Source organism: Segnochrobactrum spirostomi (assembly GCF_009600605.1).
In the GTDB taxonomy this organism is placed as follows: Bacteria; Pseudomonadota; Alphaproteobacteria; order Rhizobiales; family Segnochrobactraceae; genus Segnochrobactrum; species Segnochrobactrum spirostomi.
This window is the reverse complement of the sequence record NZ_VWNA01000001.1, coordinates 4,115,684-4,137,067: the sequence shown is the minus strand read 5'-3', so window position 1 is coordinate 4,137,067 and position 21,384 is coordinate 4,115,684. Positions and strand designations below refer to the sequence as shown.

The following is a 21,384-nucleotide window of genomic DNA, read 5'->3' as shown; positions in this document are numbered from 1 at the left end:
GGCTTCCACGCCGGACAATCGAAACCCGAAGCCCGGGCGATCCGCTTGCCACCGCTTCTAAGCTAAAATATCTATTCAATCCATAGACTTTTAGACAACAAGCGAGCCGAGTTCATGCTGCGCAGCGCCTCCCACGCCCCGAAGATCGACGATGTCGTCGCCGCCCATGCGGCGCTGCGCGCCCGCCGGCCGCTGGTGCAGTGTCTCACCAATACGGTCTCGACCAATTTCATGGCGAACGTGCTGCTCGCGGCGGGCGCCGCGCCGGCGATGGTCGACAATCCCGAGGAAGCCGCCCTGTTCGCCGGCATTGCCGACGGCGTGCTCGTCAATCTCGGCACGCCGACCGCCGCCCAGGTCGCCTCCATGCGGCTCGCGGCGGAAGCGGCGGAACAGGCGGGCAAGCCCTGGGTGCTCGACCCGATCGGAGCCGGCGGCCTGCCCTGGCGCGGCGGAATCGCGGCCGAGCTTCTGCGCTTCCACCCGACCATCATCCGCGGCAACGCCTCGGAGGTGATCGGCCTCGCCGGCCTCGGCGGCGGTGCGCGCGGTGTCGACAGTTCCGCGGATCCGAGCGCGGCCGTCGGCCCGGCCGTCGACCTCCTCGCCCATGCGGCGACGGTGTCGGCATCGGGGCCGGTCGATCATGTGGTGGGCGAAATCGACGGGCTCGGCGTTGCGCTGGTGCGGATCGCCGGCGGCAGCCCGCTGCTGCCGCGCGTCACGGCGACCGGCTGCGCCCTCGGCGCGCTCGCCGCCGCCTATGCCGCGGTGGCGCCCGATCCGCTGACCGGCCTCGTCGCCGCCCACGTCCATTATTCCGTGGCGGCGGAGATCGCCGAGGAAGCCGCGAGCGGCCCCGGCTCGTTCGCGGCCGCCTTCCTCGATGCGCTCGACGGCGTGGACGAGGCGGCGTTGCGCGATCGCGCCCGGATCGAGGATGCGATCCCCGTCCCGCGCTGACCACTCGACATCGAACCTATTGAAAAGCCGGAGGCGGCCGGCGCCGTGAAAGCGGAGAGGCCGCCTCAGCGCGAGGCGTCGCCCACCACGCGGGACGGCGCCTGATCGGCCGAATTGGCCACGTCCGCCGCCTTGTCGGCCTCGCCGGACTTCGCCAGCACCTGCTCGGCGAGCTGGGTGGCGCGCCGACGCTCCTTCTCGGTCGCGATCGCCATGGCGTCTTCCTGGGCCTCGCGGATCCAGGCTTCGTCGCGGTCGTCGGCATGGGCGCTGGCGACGGTGAGCCACATCAGGCCGGCCACCACGTTGCGCTTGAGGTCCGTACCCTCGACCAGCATCTCGCCGAGCCGCGCCTGAGCGGCCGCATGCCCCTTCTCGGCCGCCAGCTTCAGCCAGCGAGCACCGAGGCGGGGGTCGCGCTCCTTCTCCCGCGCGGGATCGAGATAGAGCAGGCCGAGGTGATATTGGGCGTCGGCATCGCCGAAATAGGACGCCGCGTAGGTAAACAGCTCCCGGGCGCGTTCTACATTCGGCGTGACGGCGGTGTCCTTGATGCCGTTGAGATAATAGACACCGAGCTCGACGAAGGAGTTGGAAACAAAGGGCGCCTGCGCCGAATGCGGCGCATCGTCGGCGTGATCGTTGGCGACTTCGGAGAAGAGCTCGAAGGCCTTGTAATCGTCGGTGGCGACGCCGTCGCCCTCCTGGTACATCCGGCCGAGCTTCCACTGGGCGACCGGATGGCCCTTGTCGGCAGCGAAACCGAACGCATCCGCGGCCTTCGCCTTGTCGCCGGCGAAATAGGCCTTGGTGCCGGCGCGGAACATGTCCGCGGAGGCCGCCTCGTCGCTCTCGGCCGGGGCGTTGGCGTCGAAGGCGAGCGCCGACTGCACCGTGATCGGCCCACCGAGGCCGAGCGCGACCAATCCGCCCGCAATGAACCGCCAACACGTGCTGCGCATGATTCCAAAGGTTCGCCGCTGGAGGGAGCCGATCGCTGCGGCCTCGCGTCCTGCCGGGGCCGACGTCCCGAACGGACCGCGGCCGTGCGTGTCGCATCCGCCGATGGAAACATCCTGCCACGCCATTCCGGCGTTCCTACGGCCGAGGCGCGCCATGGCGAAGGCGAAGCCGGCAAGTTTGCGGCACAGCCCAGCGACGGCGATCGTCGGGACCAGCCGGATCGCGAAAGGCTCGGACAGAGGCAAAGTGCGCTGCAACTTCATGACCGATATAAGCCCGAAAAATCCGGGCGAGACGTCGACGCAGGTCCCACGACGACTCGCCTTGCCCGGGGCAAATCTGGCCGCTTAACCTTTTAAGACTTCACAACGACTCGTGTCGCTTTGTGGCCGAATGGCGGCGTTTCGGGCCTCCGGCGGGACCCCGGATCAAGCGCCTCGAACGCTGTTGCCAAACAGCCACATTTCCCTCATCGGCCGGATCGTGCCCGTCCGCGAGGTTCGCGCTCTCGCGCAGAAAGCGAGCGGGTGCCCCGTCCGAACGCGAAAGCACGCGAGCGGTCGCCAACCGCCCCCGGCAATCGGTCACGGGAACAGTCCAGGAACGTCACACTCGCCTCGGCGCCGTTCCCGTGCCAAATTCAGCCCGCGCCGCCGCCTCTGCGGCGCGATTCGGAACGCCTCCGAGACGGACCGCAGAATGACCGAAGACGACCTGTTCGCCGCGCCCGGTGCCGAACCTGCTCGCGCGGAGGGTGCGAGCGGCGAATCGCGCTCGAACGCCCGCGCCAAGCGCACGGCGGCGGGGCCGAGGCCGCGCGGGCCCGCCAGGCCGCCGGCGAGGCGGGCTACACGGCCGCCGACATCGAGGTGCTCGAAGGGCTCGAACCGGTGCGCCGCCGCCCGGGCATGTATATCGGCGGCACCGATCAGAAGGCGCTCCATCATCTCTTCGCCGAGGTGATCGACAACTCCATGGACGAGGCGGTCGCCGGCCACGCGACCTTCATCGAGGTCGAGCTTTCCGCCGACGGCTTCCTGACCGTGACGGACAACGGCCGCGGCATCCCGATCGATCCGCACCCGCGCTTTCCCGACAAGTCCGCCCTCGAAGTCATCATGACGACGCTGCACTCGGGCGGCAAATTCGATTCCAAGGTCTACGAGACCTCCGGCGGCCTCCACGGCGTCGGCGTCTCGGTCGTGAATGCCCTCTCGGAACGCCTCGAGGTCGAGGTCGCCCGCGGCCGGCGGCTCTATCGCCAGAGCTTCGAACGCGGCCGCGCAATCGGCCCGCTCCAGGAAGTCGGCGAGGTGATGAACCGGCGGGGCACCAGCACCCGCTTCAAGCCGGACACCGAGATCTTCGGCGAGGAGGCGCACTTCGAGCCGGCCCGGCTGTTCGCGATGGCCCGCGCCAAGGCCTACCTGTTCGCCGGCGTCGAGATCCGCTGGCACTGCGCGCCCGCCCTCCTCCCGGCCGGCGGATCGGTGCCGGCCGAGGCGGTGTTCAAGTTCCCCGGCGGCCTCGCCGATTATCTGACCGACCGCCTCAACGCGGCCGACCGCATCGTCGAGGGAACCTTCGCCGGCCGCATCGGACGCACCGGCGGCCACGGCGGGGTCGAGTGGGCGGTTGCCTTTATCGAGGACGACGGCTTCCTCCAGTCCTATTGCAACACCATCCCGACGCCCGATGGCGGCACCCACGAGCAGGGCCTGCGCACAGCCCTCCTCAAGGGCATCAAGACCCACGCCGAGCGCACCCAGATGAAGCGCGCCGCCGCGATCACCGCCGAGGATGTGGCGGGCTCGATCGGCAGCCTGCTCGCCGTCTTCATCCGCGAGCCGGAATTCGTCGGCCAGACCAAGGAGCGGCTCGCGACGGTCGATGCCGCCCGCATCGTCGAGAATGCGGTGCGCGACCCGTTCGAGCACTGGCTGGTCGAGAACCCGTCGCGCGCCGGCACGCTCCTCGAACGGATCGCGGAGCGGGCCGAGGAGCGGCTGCGCCGCAAGCAGGAGAAGGAAGTCGCGCGCCGGTCCCCGACGCGGCGCCTGCGCCTGCCGGGCAAGCTCGCCGATTGCACGTCGAACGCCGCCGGTGGCACCGAGATCTTCATCGTCGAGGGCGACTCGGCCGGCGGCTCGGCGAAGCAGGCCCGTAACCGCATGAATCAGGCGGTGCTGCCGCTGCGGGGCAAGATCCTCAACGTCGCCAGTGCCGGCCGCGACAAGCTCGGGCAGAACCAGCAGCTCGCGGATCTCATGACGGCGCTCGGCTGCGGCACCCGTACGGCCTATCGCGACACCGACCTGCGTTACGACCGCGTGATCATCATGACGGACGCCGACGTGGACGGCGCCCACATCGCCTCGCTGCTCGTCACCTTCTTCTATCGCGAGATGCCGGAGCTCATCCGCCACGGCCATCTCTACCTCGCCGTGCCGCCGCTCTACCGCATCACCCAGGGCGCCAAGACCCTCTATGCCCGCGACGACGCCGAGCGCGAACGCCTCGTCGCGAACGCCTTCGACAAGCGGGGCAGGATCGATATCGGCCGCTTCAAGGGCCTCGGCGAGATGCTGCCGAACCAGTTGCGCGAGACCACGATGGACCCGCGCACCCGCAGCCTGCTCAGGGTCGTGGTGGACGAAGAGGACCGCGCCGACACGGTGGCGACGGTCGAGCGCCTGATGGGCACGAGCGCGGAATCGCGCTTCAAGTTCATCCAGGAGCGCGCGAGCTTCGCCCGCGACCTCGACATCTGAGGCCGCCTCGGGCGCCCTACCCCTTGTCGACCACCGCGCGGCCGGCGACCCACACCTTGCGGACGTTCTGCCGCCCGGAGCTGTAGACGATGCGCTGGAAGACGTCATCGAGGCCGTCGAGCTCCGGCCAGACGACGAGATCGCTGTCGGCGGCGTGGGTATCGATCACCATCGCATCGAAGAAATAGCCCGGCGCGAGGAGGCCGATCGGCAGGTCGAGCACGATGCCGCCGCCGGCGGTGGCGAGCCAGAAGGCCTCGGTGAAATCGACGGCCGAACCGGGGCGGCCGCGGCTATCCGCCGGCAGGCTCGCATCGACGCCGTCGGCGAGCGCGCGGGACGACGCCACCGCGTGGCGGATGTTCGAGAAGATCGAGGCGTCGTGGCCGCCGGAGATATCCGTGCCGAGGCCGACATGAACCCCTTTCTCGAGAGCTCGCCGTAAGGGGAAGACAGCATTCGAGAAATAGTGGTTCGACAGCGGGCAATGGGCGACGCCCGCCCCGCAGGCGTGGATCGCGTCCATGTCGTCGTCGCAGATGAAGTTGGCGTGGGCGAGCACCGTGCGCCGCGTCATCAGGCCGAACGCTTCGAGCGCGCGGGTGTCGGTCCTGCCGGTGCGCTCGAGCACGAAGCCGTGCTCCCAGTCGCTCTCCGAACAATGGGTCTGCACGTGGGCGCCGGTCGCGGCGGCGAGGTCGCCGAGCGCCTTCAGGCCGGCGTCGGTGCAGGTCGGGATGAAGCGCGGCGTGATGGTCGGATAGACGAGCCGGGTGCCGTTGCCGGCGAGGCCGTTCGCATAGTCGATGAAGGCCGCCGTGTCGGCGATCGCCTGATCCGTCGAAAGGTCGCGGTAGAAGTCCGGGCTCAAGGCGGGATCGTCCATCACCACCTTGCCGATCAGGGCGCGCTGGCCCTTCGCCTGGCAGATGTCGGCGAGCGCTTTGGTCGCCTCGAGGTGCACCGTCGCATAATAGACCGCGGTGGTGGTGCCGTTGGCGAGCAGCGCATCGACGAGCGAACGGTACGCGGCGTTGGCGAAGGCGAGGTCGGCGTACCGCGCCTCGAGGGGGAAGGTGTATTGCTGGAGCCAATCCTCGAGCGGCAGATGCAGCGCCTTGCCGAGCTGCGGCCATTGCGGGGCGTGGATGTGGAGATCGACGAAGCCCGGGAGCAGGTAGCGCCCCTCGCCCAGCACTTCGAGGCGTCCCGCCGCGCGGGCCTCGGCCTCGACGCCCTCGTGGCGGGGATCGTCCGCCGTCACGATCTCCGCGATCAGGCCATCCTCCGCGACGACGACGAGCGCGTCTTCGAGGATTTCGACGAGCCCGCGCTCGGGCGTCTGCATGATGGTGGCGCGAAGGACGGTCGCGGCGGGCTGCGGCATCGACGGCTCCGAGACTGACAACAAGGCGGCGAGCGCCGCTTCGTCATCTCGCCGATGCCGGGGAGGAAAGGCAAGCGCGGCCGATCGTGACCGGGCGCCTCAACGCTCAGGCGAGCAGGGCGACGAGGGCGAAGCCGATCACCACGCACGCGATGCCGATGCCCAGGACATAGCGCATCCGGTTCAACGGAACGCCCTGCCGCGCTTCGGTAGGTCCTTTGATCGGCGCGCCGACGGGCGCCTCTCCGATGGTGTCGCGATCCGACATGATGTCCTCCCGATGACGATGTTCGGGAACGCCCGATGCCCCCCGACGTTCCGCCGACCGTCCGGCCATCCGTCCACGCGGGCGCCAGAGAAGGCGGACATGGCGCGCCCATTACGTGGCGCGCCATGTCCGCGCCGGAGGCGCTCCCCGATCGGCCGACGCGGGACGGACGGGCCTGAGGTTGCGCGACACGGCAAGAGAGAGAGGATCAGTCCATCACGGCGTGGGCCTCGCCGCCGCCGCCGGGCTGTCCCTTCGGCTTGCGCAGGAAGAGCACCAGGATCGCGGTCGGGACGCAGATCCACAGCATGAACTTGAAATCGTCCACATAGGCGATGATCTGCGCCTGGGTCGTCACGGCACCGTTGAGCATCGCGGCACCCGTCGCCGTGGCAGGATCGATGTGCTGCGCCCACACCCCGCTCGTGAGATTGCGGTTGAAGGGCGACGTGAACACGCTCAGGTCCGCATGCATGATCTGGGTGTTGCGGGCGAGCAGGAACGACGTCACCGAGATGCCGATGGCGCTACCGACGTTCCGTACGAGGCTGAGGAGCGCCGCGGCTTCCGTGCGCAACTCGGGTGCCAGCGTGCCGAAGGCGACGACCTGCAGCGGGATGAAGACGAAGCCGAGCCCGGCGCCCTGGATGAGGCTCACGACGGTCAGCGTCCAGGGATCGATGTCGGGCGTCCAGCCCGTCATGCGCCACATCGAATCCGCGATGAGGGCGACGCCGAGGAGCATCAGCGCCCGCGGGTCCACCTTTCCGGAGAGCCGGCCGGAGATCATCATCGCCGCCATCGTGCCGAAGCCGCGCGGCGCCATCAGGAGGCCGGCGGTCGCCACCGGGTAACCGCCGAGATTCTGGAGATAAGGCGCGAGCAGCGCCGAACTCGCGAGCAGCACCATGCCGACCGCAAACATCACCAGCATCGACATCACCGCGTTGCGGTCGCGGAACACGCGGGGATTGATGAAGGGCTTCTCCGCCGTCGCCATGTGGACGGTGAAGAGATAGAGCCCGAGGCCGGCGAGCACGGTCTCGACGATGATCTCCGTCGAGGAGAACCAATCGAGCTGTTCGCCACGGTCGAGCATCATCTGCAAGGCGCCGATGCCGAGGCTGAGCCAGGCGAAGCCCGACCAATCGAACTTGAGGCCCGGGTTCTTCGTGTCCGAGGGCAGGAACATCATCAGGCCGAGCGTCGCGATGATGCCGAACGGCAGGTTGACGTAGAACACCCAGCGCCAGTTGTAGACGTCGGTGAGATAGCCGCCGAGGGTCGGGCCCAGGATCGGACCGACCATGACGCCGATGCCCCAGATCGCCATCGCGGAGCCGCGCTGCGCCGGGGGATAGATGTCGAGCATCGTCGCCTGGGAGAGCGGCACCAGCGCCGCCCCGAACACACCCTGGAGAAGGCGGAACGCCACCATCTGCGTCAGCGACTGCGCGACGCCGCACAACATCGACGCGACGGTGAAGCCGATCAGGCAGACGATGAAGAAGTTCTTCCGGCCGAAGCGCATCGAGAGCCAGCCGACCGGGCCGGTCATGATCGCTGCGGCGACGATATAAGACGTCAGAACCCAAGTGATCTGATCCGATGTCGCCGACATCGAGCCCTGCATGTAGGGCAGCGCGACATTGGCGATGGTCGAATCGAGCGCCTGCATCAGCGTCGCGATCATGGCGCAGATGGTGATCAGCGCCCGGAACGGCACGGTGGCGCTCTCGGTCGGGGCAGCAGCGGCGGCGGTCATGGTGAAAGACCTGCAATAGCGGGCGGCGCCGCGCAGGCGCCGCACCACGAGGGATCCTTATTGGCCGACAGGCTTGGCGGTGTCCGCCGCCGGCGCCAGCGCGACCGAGCCGTCGGTCCGAGCCGCCGGCGATTTCGCCTCGGCCGTTCCGCCGAAGAAGCCGCTCCAGAGGTCGCTCAGATGGCGCTCGCGGCCGGTATCGATATCGGCCACCACGCTCATGCCGGCGCGCAATTGCGGCGAGTCGGCCTCCTGCACCACCGCGATGCGCACCGGGATGCGCTGAACGACCTTCACCCAGTTGCCCGAGGCGTTCTGCGCCGGCAGCACCGAGAACTCGCTGCCGCTCGCCGGGCTGATGCTCGCGACCCGCCCAACGAAGGTGAGGCCCGGATAGGTGTCGACGCTGACGTCCACCTTGTCGCCGGGCTTCACGTTGGTGAGGTCCGTCTCCTTGGCGTTTGCGTCCACCCAAACCTCGCGATTGGAGACGAGGGCGAAGCCGGGATTGTCGGCCGGCAGATATTGACCGGGCTGAAGGGTGTCGACCTGGGTGACGATGCCGTCGAACGGCGCCTTCACCACGGCGTGGTCGAGCTCGCGCTGATCCTCGCGGAGCGCGGCGAGCGCCTGCTGATATTCGGGATGCTGCTCGACCGGCAGGTTGGGGTCGCCGCGCAGCCGCGCGAGTTGGACTTTGGCCACCTGTTGGAGCGAGGCGAGCTTGTGCTGGTCGGCGGCGAGCGTGAACCGCGCCTCGTCGTAGCTCGAACGCGAGACGGTATCGGTCTTCACCAGCGCATTGAGGCGGTCATATTGCGCCTGATCGAGTTGGACCTGGGCCTGGCCGACCTCGATGTCGCGCTGCATGCGGAAATAATCCGCCTTGAGCGCGTCGACCTGCACGGCGGCCTGCTCGAGCTTCGCCTTTGCCCCGTCGACCGCGATCTGGAACGGGTTCGGATCGAGGCGGAACAGAACGTCGCCGGCCTTGACGTGCTGGCCTTCCTTGACCGCGACCTCCTGGACGATGCCGGACACGTCGGTCGCGACGAGGAGCTTGCGGGCGTGGACGTAGGCGTCGTCCACGGACACGTAGCGTCCGCCGACAAGCCAGAAATATCCGGCGCCGAGGACGACGGCGGCGACGCCACCGAACATCAGGATGCGCCGCAGGACGCGTCGGCGGCCAAGGCGCCGCTTCTCGTCGACGTCGGCCCGGGTGCCGATTTCAGCCGCTGCCGGCTTCGGCGCGGTCGCGGCGGGCGCCGGCGTGGCAGCCGGCGGCGTCTGAGGGCCGGGCTGCTCGGCCCGGGCGGAGATCTCCGCCTCGGACGCTTCGCCCGAAGCCACCGGTTGGTCCCCCCGATGGATCGCGATGTACGGTCAAGCATGACGATGTCCCAAGTCAGGCTGAAGTCAGGCAGCCGCGTCGCCGGAGCGCTCGCGGGAAAGATTGGCTTTGAGGGCGCGCAGGGCGTCCAAGAGCTGATCGCGCATCGCGCCGTCGAGGCCATCCGCGAGCAGCGCGTTGAGGGCGCCCTTCTCCTCGTTGAGGCGCGCCAGCACCGGCCCTGCCGCCGCCCTCAGATGGAGGCGCCACACCCGGCGGTCTGCCGGATCGGGCCGCCGCTCGACGAGGCCGGCCGCCTCGAGGCGGTCGATGAGCCGTGCGACGCTGATCGGCTCGATCTCGAGCCGGCTCGCAACCTCCTTCTGGGAAAGTCCCGGCGCCCGTTCGAGCCAGTACAGGATCGCCCATTGCGCCCGGGAGGTTCCATGAGCGCGCGCGCGCCGCTCCGTCTCGCTGCGTAGCAAGGCGTTGATTTCGGATAGGAGGCGAACGAGATCGATGTCGGAGCGTTCAGACATGAGAGCTTACCTTCTGCTCGGCATATAATAAGCTTCCATATCTTTTTCCAATCACGTTTTTGCAGGGCCGGGGCCGCGAGCGGCGCGCCGGGCGCATGGCCCAAACGAATAGCGCCGGCGGAACGGGTCCGCCGGCGCTCAAAAGCTCGGGATGTGTGGCGGCGTCAGGCGACGGCGGATTGTCCGTCGACGGAGGCGACCGCGATCATGTTGAGAACGCCGCGGGTGGTCGCCGCGCTGTTGAGGATATGGGCCGGCCGCGCCGTGCCCATCAGGATCGGGCCGACGTGGATGCCGTCGCCGATCTCCGTCAGAAGCGTCATGGCGATGCTCGCCGCATCGAGCGACGGGAACACCAGCAGGTTCGCCGGGGCCGACAGCTTGGATTTCGGCATGACCCGGTCACGCACCAGCATCGAGAGCGCGGCGTCACCCTGCATCTCGCCGTCCACCTCGACGCCCGGGCATTCGCGCCACAGGATCTCGCAGGCGTCGCGCATCTTGCGCGGCGAGGCGCCGTCACGCGAGCCGAAGCTCGAATGGGACAGCAGCGCCACGCGCGGCTCGATGCCGAAGCGGCGAACATGGGCGGCCGCGAGCCGCGTCGTCTCGGCGATCGCCTCGGCGCTCGGCTCCTCCTGCACCGACGTGTCGGTGAGGAAATAGGCGCCGTCGGCGAGGAGCAGCATCGACAGCGTCGCGAGGTCGGTGACGCCGCTCTTCATGCCGAGGATCTGGCGGATGTCGCGCAGGTGGCGGTTGAAGCGGCCGTCGAGACCGCAGATGAGGGCGTCCGCCTCCCCGCGCACCACGGCGAGCGCACCGATCACCGTCGTGTTGGTGCGCACGATGATGCGGGCGGCCTCCGGCGTCACACCCTGACGGCCGACGAGGCTCCAATAGAGGTCGACATAATCTCGGTAGCGCGGATCGTCCTCGGGATTGATGATCTCGAAGTCCTGGCCCGGCCGCATCTTCAGGCGGTAGCGCTCGAGCCGCGCCTCGACGACGGCGGGACGGCCGACCAGGATCGGCCGCGCCAGCCCGTCCTCGACCGCGATCTGGGCGGCGCGCAGCACGCGCTCGTCCTCGCCGTCGGCGAGCACGACGCGGCTCGGCGAGGCCTTCGCGGCGGTCAGGATCGGCTTCATGTGCAGGCCGGAGCGGAACACGAACCGGTTGAGGCGATCGTGGTAGGCCTCGAAGTCGGTGATCGGCCGCTGCGCCACGCCCGTTTCCATCGCCGCGCGGGCGACAGCCGGGGCGATGCGCAGCACGAGGCGCTGGTCGAACGGCGACGGGATCAGGTGCTTCGGCCCGAATGCCTCGCCCGAGCCGCCATAGGAGCGGCCACCGAGATCCGACGGCGGCTCCTGGGCGAGCGCGGCGATCGCCTCGACGGCGGCCCGCTTCATCTCCTCGTTGATCGCCGTCGCGCCGACGTCGAGCGCGCCGCGGAAGATGTAAGGAAAGCAGAGGACGTTGTTGACCTGGTTCGGGAAATCCGACCGGCCAGTGCAGATCATGGCGTCGGGACGCACCTCGGCGGCGAGGTCCGGCATGACCTCCGGATTGGGGTTCGCGAGCGCCAGGATGAGCGGGTTTGGTGCCATCTTGGTCAACAGCTCCGGCTTCAGCACGCCGGCGGCGGAGAGCCCGAGGAAGATGTCGGCGCCGTCGATCACCTCGGCGAGCGTGCGCTTGTCGGTGTTCTGGGCATAGGGCGCCTTCCAGCGATCCATCAGGACCGTGCGGCCCTCGTAGACGACGCCTTCGAGGTCCGTCACCCAGATGTTCTCGCGCTTGGCGCCGAGGCTGACGAGGAGATTGAGACAGGCAAGCGCCGCGGCACCGGCGCCCGAGGCGACGATCTTGACGTTGTCGATCGCCTTGCCGGCGAGGCTCAAGGCATTGCGCACCGCGGCGCCAACGATGATCGCGGTACCGTGCTGGTCGTCGTGGAAGACCGGGATCTTCATGCGGGCGCGCAGTTGCGCTTCGATCTCGAAGCACTCCGGCGCCTTGATGTCTTCGAGATTGATACCGCCGAAGGTCGGCTCGAGCGCCGCGACCACCTCGACGAAGCGATCGACCTCGGTCGCCGCGACCTCGATGTCGAACACGTCGATGCCGGCGAACTTCTTGAAGAGGACCGCCTTGCCTTCCATCACCGGCTTCGAGGCGAGCGGGCCGATATTGCCGAGGCCGAGCACGGCGGTACCGTTCGAGATCACGGCAACGAGGTTGCCGCGGGCCGTATATTCGCTCGCGAGCTCCGGCTTGTCGGCGATCTCGAGGCAGGGCGCGGCGACGCCCGGCGAATAGGCGAGCGCGAGGTCGCGCTGATTGCCGAGCGGCTTGGTGGCGCGGATCTCGAGCTTACCCGGCCGCGGATGGCGATGATAATAGAGCGCGCCATCCTTGAGATTGATGCCCGTGCTGGGCTCGCCCGTCGCCGTCATGCCTCGTCCGCCTCCTCCGTAGCCTGGAATGCCGTGATAGCACCGAGCGGAACGCGACACATATGGCAATGCTAAGACAGCAGCCTTGCGGTCCACGACTGGCATCGCGCCCCGCGAGGCCTTACCTTCCCCGGGATTGAGAGCCGCCCAGGAGACCGCGATGTCGCGCCTCGACGAATCCCGTCCCTTCATTCCCGTGCGGATCGCGGTGCTCACGGTGTCCGACACTCGCACCTTCGACGACGACAAGTCGGGCGCGACCCTCGCCGACCGAATCCGCGACGCCGGCCACACACTGGTCGTGCGCGAGATCGCCCCGGACGATATCGGCGCGATCCGCGGCGTCGTGTCCGGCTGGATCGCCCATCCCGAGATCGACGTCGTCATCACCACCGGCGGCACCGGCTTCACCGGCCGCGACGTCACGCCGGAGGCGCTGGAGCCCCTGTTCGAGAAGCGGATGGATGGCTTCTCGATCCTGTTCCACCGCATGAGCTACGAGCTGATCGGCACCTCGACGATCCAGTCGCGGGCGACGGCGGGCGTCGCGGGCGCGACCTTCATCTTCTGCCTGCCCGGCTCGCCCGGCGCCTGCCGCGACGCCTGGGACGGCATTCTCAAGTGGCAGCTCGATTACCGCTTCCGCCCCTGCAACTTCGTCGAGATCATGCCGCGCCTCGACGAGCACCTGAAGCGCGGAACCCCGAGCGTCACCGCGTGACCAAACGCCGAACCCGTACCGAGGAACTGACAGACCGCCTCGCCGAGGCGATCCTCAAGGGCGAGCTGCCGGCCGGCGCCCGTCTCGACGAGCACTCGATCGCCCAGCGCTACGGGGTGTCGCGCACGCCCGTCCGCGAGGCGCTGAAGCAGCTCGCCGGCCTCGACCTCATCGACATGCGGCCGCACCGCGGCGCCGTCGTCGCGGGGGTGCAGGCGGTCCATATGGGCGAATTGTTCGAAGCCCTCGGCGAGGCGGAGGCCGTGTGCGCGCGGCTCGCGGCGGCCAAGATGTCGGTGATCGAGCGCGAGCGGCTGGACGAAATCCATGCCCGCTGCGCGGAGGCGCTCGCGGCGGGCGATCAGGATCTGATCCCCGGTGCCAACCGCGCCTTCCACGAGGCGATCTATGCCGGGGCGCACAACGCCTTCCTGTCGGACACCGTGCTCGTGCTGCGCCGCAAGCTCGCGCCGTTCACCACGGCACAGTTCCGCCTGACCGAGCGGCCGCCGGAATCGGCGCGGGAACATCTCGCGGTGATCCGCGCCATCCGCGCCCGCGACGGCGAGGCGGCGGAAGCGGCGATGCGCCGCCATCTCCAATCGGTCGGCCGCGCCTGGGCGCAATGGTCGGCGGAGGCGGCCGAAGCCGCCCGACAGGCGCCGCAGGCGGCCGCCCTGCCCGCGCCGGAGGCGGATCAGGCGATCGCGCGGTAGGCCCGCCAGCCGCCGAAGCGGGTGATGTCCTGCGCCCCTTCCACCGCCGACGGCTCGCAGACGAAACCCTTGACCTCGCTGCCGTCCGCCAGCGTCACCGTGCCGATCGCAAGCGGCGCCGGCACCCCGGCCACGAAGCGGCCGAAGCGGGCGTGGTCGAGCGCATAGACCTCCACCTCGATTGGGGCGCCCGAGGCGCTGCGCACCAACCCGGGCTTCGGCGGCACCGTTCCCTTGAGGGCGAAGAGCCGGTAGTTCGCGGCGGTCGACGTCCGGCGCACGAGCGGCGCACCGGCGAGCTCGTGGTGCAGCGGCTGGCCCTCGAGGTGCGCCCCGACGACGGCGAGTTCGACGAGCCCGCTCCAGTCCTCGGCGAGGTCGGCAAGGCCGTGGTCGGTCATCGCCGGGCCGATGAAGGTGACGCCGGCCGGCAACCCGTCGTCCCGGAAGCCGGCCGGCACCGCGATCGCCGCGAGATCGAGCAGGTTGACGAAGTTGGTGTAGGTTCCGAGCCGCGTGTTGGGGCCGATCGGATCGGCCTCGAGATCGGCGAGCGTCGGGAAGATCGGCGCCGTCGGCACCATCAGCGCGTCGATGGTCTCGAACACCCCGTCCGCCTCCCGCTTGAGCGCCTGAAGCCGGTGCAGCACGCGGAACAGATCGGCCGCGGGCACATCGCGTCCGCTCTCGATGATCCGGCGCGTGACGGGAAGAACGTCGTCCGGATGCGCGGCGATGAAGTCGCCGACGGCGGCGACGCGCTCGGCGACCCACGGCCCATAGAGCAGCGCCGCGGTCTCCTCGAACACGCCGAAGGGAACCGGGACGATGGTCGCTCCGAGGAACCGGGCCTGATCGATCGCCGCCTCGAAGCGCCGCGCCGCGTGGGCATCACCGAAGAATTGCGGCACCGCCGGCACGCCGAGCCTCACCGTCGACCAGCCCGCCACCGCCCGGCGCGCGAGCGGCCGGCCATAGGCGTCGCCCGCCGAGAGACCGTGCGCGACGTCGAGCACGCGCCGCGCATCGGCGACGCCATGGGCGAAGATGGAGACACAATCGAGCGAGCGGCAGGCCGGCACGACGCCCTCGGTGGAGAGAAGGCCGCGGGTCGGCTTGAGACCGACGAGGTTGCAGAAGGCCGCCGGAATGCGGCCCGACCCGGCGGTGTCGGTGCCGAGCGAGAAGGCGGCGAGCCCGCGGGCGACCGCGACCGCCGAGCCCGAGCTCGAGCCGCCCGGCACGCGGGTCTCGTCGAACGGATTGCGCGGCACGCCGTAGGGCGAGCGGACACCGACGAGGCCCGTCGCGAACTGATCGAGGTTGGTCTTGCCGACGACGACCGCCCCCGCCGCCTTCAGTCGGGCGACGACGGCCGCGTCCCGATCCGGCACCGTCGCGAAGGCGGGACAGGCGGCGGTGGTCGGAAGGCCTGCCACGTCGATGTTGTCCTTCACCGCGAACGGGATGCCCCAGAGCGGCTTCGTGGCGCGCTCGGCCCCCGTCATGCGCTCCAGCGCCTCCGCCTCGCGGGCGAGCCGATCGCGATCCGGCGGCGTGATCCAGATCGCCGGATCGTCGAGCGCCCGGGACGCCGCCTCGAGCGCCGCGAACACGGCGCCCGGCGTCGTGGTACCGGACCGATAGGCCGCCCCGAGCCCGCCGATCTCCAGCTTCGCCCGCGTCTTCGAGACCTGAGCCGACATTCACGCACCTCTCGTTCCGGACCGTCCGAGCCATCCTACGCAATCGGCGTGCCGTTTCCAGATTGCATGCAATGAACGTCGATATGTCCACGCCAATGCCTATCTTGCGTGCATCCATGTTCCAAATTGCATGCAATATGGCTCGATATCCACTCCCCGAACGCCGTCGTCCCCCGTGAAAGGCTGCAAGGCCGCGCTGGCACGCCCTTTGCGTGAGGAGGACCAAGCGCCGCGAAAGGCGCTCGCACAGATGGGGATCGGTCCAATGCTCATTCGTTCCGCCTTCACCCGCCGCCGCGTTCTGCAAGGCCTCGCCGCCGGCACCGCCGGGCTCGCCCTCAACACCTCGTTCCGCCTCAACCGCGCCGCCGCGGCTGAAGGCCTCGTCGTCGGCTTCATCTATGTCGGGGCCAAAGACGATTTCGGCTACAACCAGTCCCACGCCGAAGGCGCCGCCGCGGTGAAGGCCATCCCCGGCGTGACCGTGTTGGAAGAGGAGAAGGTTCCGGAGACGATCGACGTCCAGAAGACCATGCAGAGCATGATCGAGCTCGACGGCGCGTCGCTGATCTTTCCGACGAGTTTCGGCTATTACGACCCGCACACCATCAAGATGGCGGAGAAATATCCCGACGTTCAGTTCCGCCATTGCGGCGCCCTGTGGCGCGAGGGCAAGGACCCGAAGAATGCCGGTTCCTATTTCGGCTACATCTCGTCGGGCCAATATCTGAACGGCATCGTCGCCGGCCACACCACGAAGTCGAAGAAGCTCGGCTTCGTCGCGGCGAAGCCCATTCCCCAGGTACTGCTCAACATCAACGCCTTCACCCTCGGCGCCAAATCCGTCGATCCCTCGATCACCACGCAGGTGATCTTCACCGGCGACTGGTCGCTGCCCGTGAAGGAGGCCGAGGCCACCAACAGCCTGATCGACCAAGGCGCCGACGTGATCACGTGCCACGTCGACGGCCCGAAGGTGACGATCGAGACGGCGGAGCGCCGCGGCGTCTATTCGTGCGGCTACCACGCCGATCAGTCCTCGCTCGCGCCGAAGGGCTACCTGACCGGCGCCGAGTGGCATTGGGCGACCGTCTACACGATGTTCGTCGAGAAGGCGCTGAAGGGTGAGCCGCTGCCGAACTTCGTGCGCGGCGGCCTCGCCGAGAACTTCGTCAAGATGTCACCCTACGGACCGGCCGCCTCGGAGGCGGCGCGGCAGAACGCCGACGCGGTGAAGGCGGAGATGATGAAGGGTGGCTACGCCATCATCAAAGGGCCGCTCAAGGACAACAAGGGCAAGGAGGTCGTCGCCGCCGGCAAGGCCTATCCGGAGACCGCGATCGAGCTCGAATCCATGGATTATCTCGTCGAGGGCGTGATCGGCACCACCTCCTGAGCCTGCGCAGGTCCGCCTCAGCAGGTCCACCCCCAGACGCCGCGAGGTCCGCCATGACCGCCGTACCCCTCGATGCCGACCGGACGGATCGGCCCGCTCTGCCGGTCTCGCAGCCGCCCGCCGACCGCACCTACCCGCTGCGGCGGGCGCTCGAGGCGGTTTTGGTGCCCCTCGCGGCGCTGCTCCTCGCCGCTCTCGGCTTCTGCGTGTTCCTGCTCTGGCTCGGCAAATCGCCGGAGACGTTCTTCTCCCTGCTCTGGCGTGGCGCCTTCGGGAGCTGGTTCTCGCTCCAGAACACGCTCGTGAAGGCCTCGCCGCTCCTCCTCACCGCGCTCTGCGTCGCGCTGCCGGCGCAGCTCGGCCTGGTGGTGATCGGCGGCGAGGGCGCGGTGGTGCTCGGCGGGCTCGCGGCCGCCGTCGCCGCCCTGCCCTTCGTCGGCCTCCCGGCCCCGATCGCCTGGATTGCGATGGCGGTCGCCGGCATGGCGGCGGGCGGGCTCTGGATCGGCCTGACCGGCTGGTTCCGCGCCGCCCGCGGGCTCAACGAGACGATCGTGAGCCTGCTCCTGTCCTATGTGGCAATCGCCCTCTTCAACCAGTTGGTCGAAGGCCCGCTGCGCGATCCGGCGAGCCTCAACAAGCCCTCGACCTACCCGATCGGCGAGGCCCTGGCGCTGCCGACGCTGTTCGGCTCCGACCTGCATCCGGGGCTCGTCGTCGGCGTCCTCGCCTGCCTCGCCTTCTGGTTCCTCATCTACCGCACGAGCTTCGGCTTCGCCGCGCGGGTGACGGGCGGCAACATCCGCGCCGCCGAGGTCCAGGGCCTGCCGGTCGCCCGCCTCATCATCCTCGCCTGCGTCATGGGCGGCGCCTGCGCCGGCCTCGCCGGGTCGATCCAGGTCGCGGCGGTCGAAGGCAGCGCCAACGCCTCGCTGATCGCCGGCTACGGCTATGCCGGCATCCTCATCGCCTTCCTCGCCCGCCACAATCCGCTCGCCATTCCGCCGATGGCGGTGCTGCTCGGCGGCATCTCCGCCGGCGGCGGCCTCATCCAGCGCCGCATGGGCCTGCCGGACGCGACGGTGGTCGTGCTCCAGGGCCTGATCTTCGTCGCCATCCTGACCGGGGAAACGCTCTACGGCCGTTTCGCCTGGTTCGGTCCCCGCGCCAAATAGGAGAGAGCCATGGCCGAAACGAGCGCTCTCACGACCCTGCTCGTCGCTATGCTGGCGGGCGCGCTCAGGGTCTCCACGCCGTTCCTGTTCGTCAGCCTGGGCGAGTGCCTGACCGAGAAATCGGGCCGCATCAATCTCGGCAACGAGGGCGTCCTCGTGTTCGGCGCCATGGCGGCCTACGCGATCTCCTACGAGACCGGCAATCCCTGGATCGGCGTCCTCGCCGCCGCGGCGAGCGGCGCCGTGATCGGCGCGATTCACGCCGCCTTGTGCAGCCTCCGGCGGGTCAGCGACATCGCCATGGGCATCGCGATCATGCTCGCCGGCACCGGCCTCGCCTTCTTCCTCGGCAAGCCCTACGTGCAGCCGAGCGCGCCGCTGCTGCCGCCGATCCCGCTCGGCTTCTGGTCCGACGTGCCGCAGATCCGCAGCGCCCTCGACGTCAGCCCCCTCTTCTTCCTCGGCCTGATCGTCGCGGGCGTGCTGAGCTGGGGCTTCCGGGCGACCCGCATCGGGCTCACCATCCGCATCGTCGGCGACAGCGCCGATGCGGCGAAGGCGATGGGGCTCAAGATCGAGCGCATCCGCATCTTGGCCACCGCCGCCGGCAGCGCGCTCGCCGGCATCGGCGGCGCCTTCCTCTCGCTCTGTTATCCCGGAAGCTGGAACGAGGGCCTGTCGTCCGGCCAGGGCCTGATGGCGGTGGCGCTCGTCGTGTTCGCCCGCTGGAACCCGCTGACCTGCGTCGCCGCCGCGCTCCTGTTCGGCGCGGCCGGGGCGCTGGGCCCCTCGCTCCAGACCGTCGGCATCACCAAAGGCTACTACCTCTTCTACGCCGCGCCCTACGTGCTCACCCTCGTCCTCATGGCGCTCACCGTCGTGCCGGGCCGCACCCTGAAGGGCATGCCCGGCGAACTCTCGCTGACCCGCTGACCGCCCGTCCGATACGATCCGAGGAGACGCTCCATGCCCGCCGTGACCGCCCTCTCCCGCTCCGCCGAGCCCGCCGGAACCTTCGTCGCGTCAGAGCCTTATCAGTGGCCCTTCGATGGCGATCTGAAGCCCGAAAACACCGCCCTCGTCATCATCGACATGCAGACCGATTTCTGCGGCAAGGGCGGCTACGTCGATTCCATGGGCTACGACCTGTCGCTGACCCGCGCCCCGATCGAGCCGATCTCCCGGCTGCTCGCGGCGATGCGGGCCAAGGGCTACACCATCATCCACACCCGCGAAGGCCACCGCCCCGACCTCTCCGACCTGCCGGAGAACAAGCGCTGGCGCTCGGCCCAGATCGGCGCCGAGATCGGCGGCGCCGGCCCCTGCGGCCGCATCCTGGTGCGCGGCGAGCCGGGATGGGAGATCATTCCCGAGCTCGCGCCGCTTCCCGGCGAGGTCGTCATCGACAAGCCCGGCAAGGGCAGCTTCTGCGCCACCGATCTCGAGCTGATCCTGCGCACCCGCGGCATCCGCAACATCGTGCTGACCGGCATCACCACCGACGTCTGCGTCCACACCACCATGCGCGAGGCGAACGATCGCGGCTTCGAGTGCGTGATCCTGTCGGATTGCTGCGGCGCCACCGACCACGGCAACCACCTCGCCGCCCTCAAGATGGTGACGATGCAGGGCGGCGTGTTCGGCGCGGTGGCCGACAGCGCCGCCCTCCTCGCCGTCCTGCCGTAAGGAGGTCCCCATGCGCGCGATCGGCATCGAGGCGGCCTCCGTCACCAAACGGTTCGGCGCCTTCACGGCTCTCTCCGACGTCTCGCTGAAGATCGCGCCGGGCACCGTCCACGCGCTGCTCGGCGAGAACGGCGCCGGCAAATCGACCATCGTCAAATGCCTGCTCGGCTATTACCGGGCCGACGAGGGCGGCTTCATCGTCGACGGCAAGGAAGTCGCGATCGAGGCGCCGGCCGATGCCGACCGGCTCGGCCTCGGCATGGTCTATCAGCACTTCACGCTGGTGCCGTCGATGACGGCGGCCGAGAACCTCGTGATGGCCCGCGCCGACGTGCCCTCTGTGATCGCGTGGCGGCGCGAACGGGAGCGGCTCGCGGCGTTCCTCGCCACCATGCCGTTCAAGGTGCCGATCGACGTCGCCGTCGGCACCCTTGCCGCCGGCGAGAGGCAGAAGCTCGAGATCCTGAAGCAGCTTTATCTCGACCGCCGGCTGATCGTGCTCGACGAGCCGACCTCGACCCTGACCCCGGCCGAGGCCGAGGAGGTGCTGGGCGTGGTGCGCGGGATGGTCGACGAAGGCCGCCTCACCACCATCATCATCACCCACAAGCTCAAGGAGGTGGACGCCTTCGCCGACGAGGTCTCGGTGCTGCGCCGCGGCCGCATGGTCGGCGGCGGCCGGGTCGCCGATCTCGACCACGCCGCGATGACGAAACTGATGATCGGCGAGAGCCACGAACCCGCCGGCATGCCGAAGCACGGCGCGGCCGAGCCGGTGCCGCGGCTCGTCGTCTCGGGCCTCGCCACCATCGGCGACGTCGGCCATCCGGGGCTTTCCATCGAGAGCCTCGAAGTGCGCCCGCGCGAGATCGTCGGCATCGCCGGCGTCTCCGGCAACGGCCAGAAGGACCTCGTCGAGGTGCTCGGCGGTCAGCGCAAGGCGACTGCCGGGGAGATCCGCATTTCCGCCAAGCCCTATCATGCCCGCCGCGACGAGGCGCAGGCGCTCAAGGTCCGCGTGCTGCCGGAGGAGCCGCTGCGCAATGCCTGCGTGCCGGGCATGTCGGTGCGCGACAATCTCAATCTGCGCCGCTTCGATCGCGACGACGCCGGCCGTCCCCGCGCCCTGCTCGACGGCAAGCGCATGGCGGCCTTCGCCGCGGAGGCGATCGCCGGCTACGGCATCCGCGCCCCGTCCGAGCTCGCGCCGATCCGCGCGCTCTCCGGCGGCAATGTCCAGCGCGCCGTGCTCGCCCGCGAGCTCGACGGCGACGTCGATCTCCTGATCGTCGCCAATCCCTGTTTCGGGCTCGACGTGAAGGCGGTGGCGGAGATCCGCGCCCGCATCGTCGAGGCGCGCAATGGCGGGGCGGCCGTTCTCCTCGTCTCCGAGGATCTCGACGAGATCCTGGAGCTCGCCGACCGCGTCGTGGTGATGCGCGAGGGGCGCATCGTCTACGAGGCGGAGGCGGGCGCGGCGGATGCCCACGTCATCGGCGGCCACATGGTCGGCCATTCTTGAGGAGAGGACGC

17 protein-coding genes are annotated in these 21,384 nt (G+C 69.3%); 9 read left to right on the top strand and 8 right to left on the bottom strand.

Going from position 1 to position 21,384, the window contains the following annotated elements; translation table 11 throughout:
- Window positions 1-114 precede the first annotated feature (114 nt).
- The gene (gene thiM / locus F0357_RS18615; RefSeq protein WP_153485827.1) at window positions 115-963 is read left to right on the top strand and encodes a hydroxyethylthiazole kinase; all 849 of its coding nucleotides are present in this window, start codon (window positions 115-117) and stop codon (window positions 961-963) included.
- Window positions 964-1,028: 65 nt separating this feature from the next.
- Here the strand turns inward: thiM and F0357_RS18610 are convergent, their stop codons facing one another.
- Window positions 1,029-1,925, bottom strand: a complete 897-nt coding sequence (locus F0357_RS18610; protein ID WP_208948424.1) for a tetratricopeptide repeat protein — start codon at window positions 1,923-1,925, stop codon at window positions 1,029-1,031.
- A 768-nt stretch (window positions 1,926-2,693) separates the two neighbouring features.
- On the opposite strand from F0357_RS18610, the gene parE reads away from it, so the two are divergent.
- Complete coding sequence (gene parE, locus F0357_RS18605) at window positions 2,694-4,697, top strand: DNA topoisomerase IV subunit B (protein ID WP_312861724.1); 2,004 nt, start codon at window positions 2,694-2,696, stop codon at window positions 4,695-4,697.
- A gap of 16 nt (window positions 4,698-4,713) precedes the next feature.
- Here the strand turns inward: parE and guaD are convergent, their stop codons facing one another.
- The 6 genes from guaD to F0357_RS18580 all read right to left on the bottom strand — a co-directional run bounded on the left by guaD (window position 4,714) and on the right by F0357_RS18580 (window position 12,451).
- A complete protein-coding gene (gene guaD / locus F0357_RS18600) occupies window positions 4,714-6,084 on the bottom strand; it encodes a guanine deaminase (RefSeq protein ID WP_246161509.1) in 1,371 nt (456 codons plus the stop codon).
- A gap of 106 nt (window positions 6,085-6,190) precedes the next feature.
- Window positions 6,191-6,352, bottom strand: coding sequence for a hypothetical protein (locus F0357_RS24235; protein ID WP_208948423.1), 162 nt, complete (start codon window positions 6,350-6,352; stop codon window positions 6,191-6,193).
- Between the two features lie 208 nt (window positions 6,353-6,560).
- The gene (locus F0357_RS18595) at window positions 6,561-8,117 is read right to left on the bottom strand and encodes a DHA2 family efflux MFS transporter permease subunit (protein WP_153487328.1); all 1,557 of its coding nucleotides are present in this window, start codon (window positions 8,115-8,117) and stop codon (window positions 6,561-6,563) included.
- Between the two features lie 57 nt (window positions 8,118-8,174).
- Window positions 8,175-9,470 (bottom strand): HlyD family secretion protein, encoded by a 1,296-nt coding sequence (locus tag F0357_RS18590; RefSeq protein WP_312861661.1) that lies wholly within the window; start codon window positions 9,468-9,470, stop codon window positions 8,175-8,177.
- A gap of 66 nt (window positions 9,471-9,536) precedes the next feature.
- The gene (locus tag F0357_RS18585; protein ID WP_153485821.1) at window positions 9,537-9,989 is read right to left on the bottom strand and encodes a MarR family winged helix-turn-helix transcriptional regulator; all 453 of its coding nucleotides are present in this window, start codon (window positions 9,987-9,989) and stop codon (window positions 9,537-9,539) included.
- A gap of 164 nt (window positions 9,990-10,153) precedes the next feature.
- Complete coding sequence (locus F0357_RS18580) at window positions 10,154-12,451, bottom strand: NADP-dependent malic enzyme (protein WP_153485819.1); 2,298 nt, start codon at window positions 12,449-12,451, stop codon at window positions 10,154-10,156.
- A gap of 160 nt (window positions 12,452-12,611) precedes the next feature.
- Here F0357_RS18580 and moaB point away from each other — a divergent pair, with 160 nt between their 5' ends.
- Both moaB and F0357_RS18570 read left to right on the top strand, forming a co-directional pair.
- Entirely contained in the window at window positions 12,612-13,172 is a 561-nt protein-coding gene (moaB, locus tag F0357_RS18575; RefSeq protein ID WP_153485816.1) for a molybdenum cofactor biosynthesis protein B, read from the top strand.
- Window positions 13,169-13,888, top strand: coding sequence for a GntR family transcriptional regulator (locus F0357_RS18570; protein ID WP_312861660.1), 720 nt, complete (start codon window positions 13,169-13,171; stop codon window positions 13,886-13,888). Before moaB ends, F0357_RS18570 begins: the two co-directional genes overlap by 4 nt.
- Here F0357_RS18570 and atzF read toward each other — a convergent pair.
- Complete coding sequence (atzF, locus tag F0357_RS18565) at window positions 13,870-15,594, bottom strand: allophanate hydrolase (protein ID WP_153485806.1); 1,725 nt, start codon at window positions 15,592-15,594, stop codon at window positions 13,870-13,872. The two genes, F0357_RS18570 and atzF, sit on opposite strands and share 19 nt — an antisense overlap.
- 265 nt (window positions 15,595-15,859) lie before the next feature.
- Here atzF and F0357_RS18560 point away from each other — a divergent pair, with 265 nt between their 5' ends.
- From F0357_RS18560 to F0357_RS18540, 5 genes are read left to right on the top strand one after another with little or no spacing between them, the layout of a single operon-like run.
- Window positions 15,860-16,990, top strand: a complete 1,131-nt coding sequence (locus F0357_RS18560; protein WP_153485796.1) for a BMP family ABC transporter substrate-binding protein — start codon at window positions 15,860-15,862, stop codon at window positions 16,988-16,990.
- Between the two features lie 53 nt (window positions 16,991-17,043).
- Window positions 17,044-18,165, top strand: a complete 1,122-nt coding sequence (locus tag F0357_RS18555; RefSeq protein ID WP_153485791.1) for an ABC transporter permease — start codon at window positions 17,044-17,046, stop codon at window positions 18,163-18,165.
- 9 nt (window positions 18,166-18,174) lie between these two features.
- Window positions 18,175-19,098 (top strand): ABC transporter permease, encoded by a 924-nt coding sequence (locus F0357_RS18550; protein ID WP_153485787.1) that lies wholly within the window; start codon window positions 18,175-18,177, stop codon window positions 19,096-19,098.
- Window positions 19,099-19,131: 33 nt separating this feature from the next.
- Window positions 19,132-19,851 carry a biuret amidohydrolase gene (gene biuH, locus F0357_RS18545; protein WP_153485784.1) on the top strand — a complete coding sequence of 240 codons (720 nt, stop codon included), beginning with the start codon at window positions 19,132-19,134 and terminating at the stop codon, window positions 19,849-19,851.
- A gap of 10 nt (window positions 19,852-19,861) precedes the next feature.
- Entirely contained in the window at window positions 19,862-21,373 is a 1,512-nt protein-coding gene (locus F0357_RS18540) for an ABC transporter ATP-binding protein (protein WP_153485782.1), read from the top strand.
- Window positions 21,374-21,384 lie beyond the last annotated feature (11 nt).

Coding starts and splice junctions, on each gene's coding strand:
- thiM (WP_153485827.1), top strand. CDS start 115: ATGCTGCGCAGCGCCTCCCACGCCCCGAAGATCGACGATGTCGTCGCC.
- F0357_RS18610 (WP_208948424.1), bottom strand. CDS start 1,925: ATGCGCAGCACGTGTTGGCGGTTCATTGCGGGCGGATTGGTCGCGCTC.
- guaD (WP_246161509.1), bottom strand. CDS start 6,084: ATGCCGCAGCCCGCCGCGACCGTCCTTCGCGCCACCATCATGCAGACG.
- F0357_RS24235 (WP_208948423.1), bottom strand. CDS start 6,352: ATGTCGGATCGCGACACCATCGGAGAGGCGCCCGTCGGCGCGCCGATC.
- F0357_RS18595 (WP_153487328.1), bottom strand. CDS start 8,117: ATGACCGCCGCCGCTGCTGCCCCGACCGAGAGCGCCACCGTGCCGTTC.
- F0357_RS18585 (WP_153485821.1), bottom strand. CDS start 9,989: ATGTCTGAACGCTCCGACATCGATCTCGTTCGCCTCCTATCCGAAATC.
- F0357_RS18580 (WP_153485819.1), bottom strand. CDS start 12,451: ATGACGGCGACGGGCGAGCCCAGCACGGGCATCAATCTCAAGGATGGC.
- moaB (WP_153485816.1), top strand. CDS start 12,612: ATGTCGCGCCTCGACGAATCCCGTCCCTTCATTCCCGTGCGGATCGCG.
- atzF (WP_153485806.1), bottom strand. CDS start 15,594: ATGTCGGCTCAGGTCTCGAAGACGCGGGCGAAGCTGGAGATCGGCGGG.
- F0357_RS18560 (WP_153485796.1), top strand. CDS start 15,860: ATGCTCATTCGTTCCGCCTTCACCCGCCGCCGCGTTCTGCAAGGCCTC.
- F0357_RS18555 (WP_153485791.1), top strand. CDS start 17,044: ATGACCGCCGTACCCCTCGATGCCGACCGGACGGATCGGCCCGCTCTG.
- F0357_RS18550 (WP_153485787.1), top strand. CDS start 18,175: ATGGCCGAAACGAGCGCTCTCACGACCCTGCTCGTCGCTATGCTGGCG.
- biuH (WP_153485784.1), top strand. CDS start 19,132: ATGCCCGCCGTGACCGCCCTCTCCCGCTCCGCCGAGCCCGCCGGAACC.
- F0357_RS18540 (WP_153485782.1), top strand. CDS start 19,862: ATGCGCGCGATCGGCATCGAGGCGGCCTCCGTCACCAAACGGTTCGGC.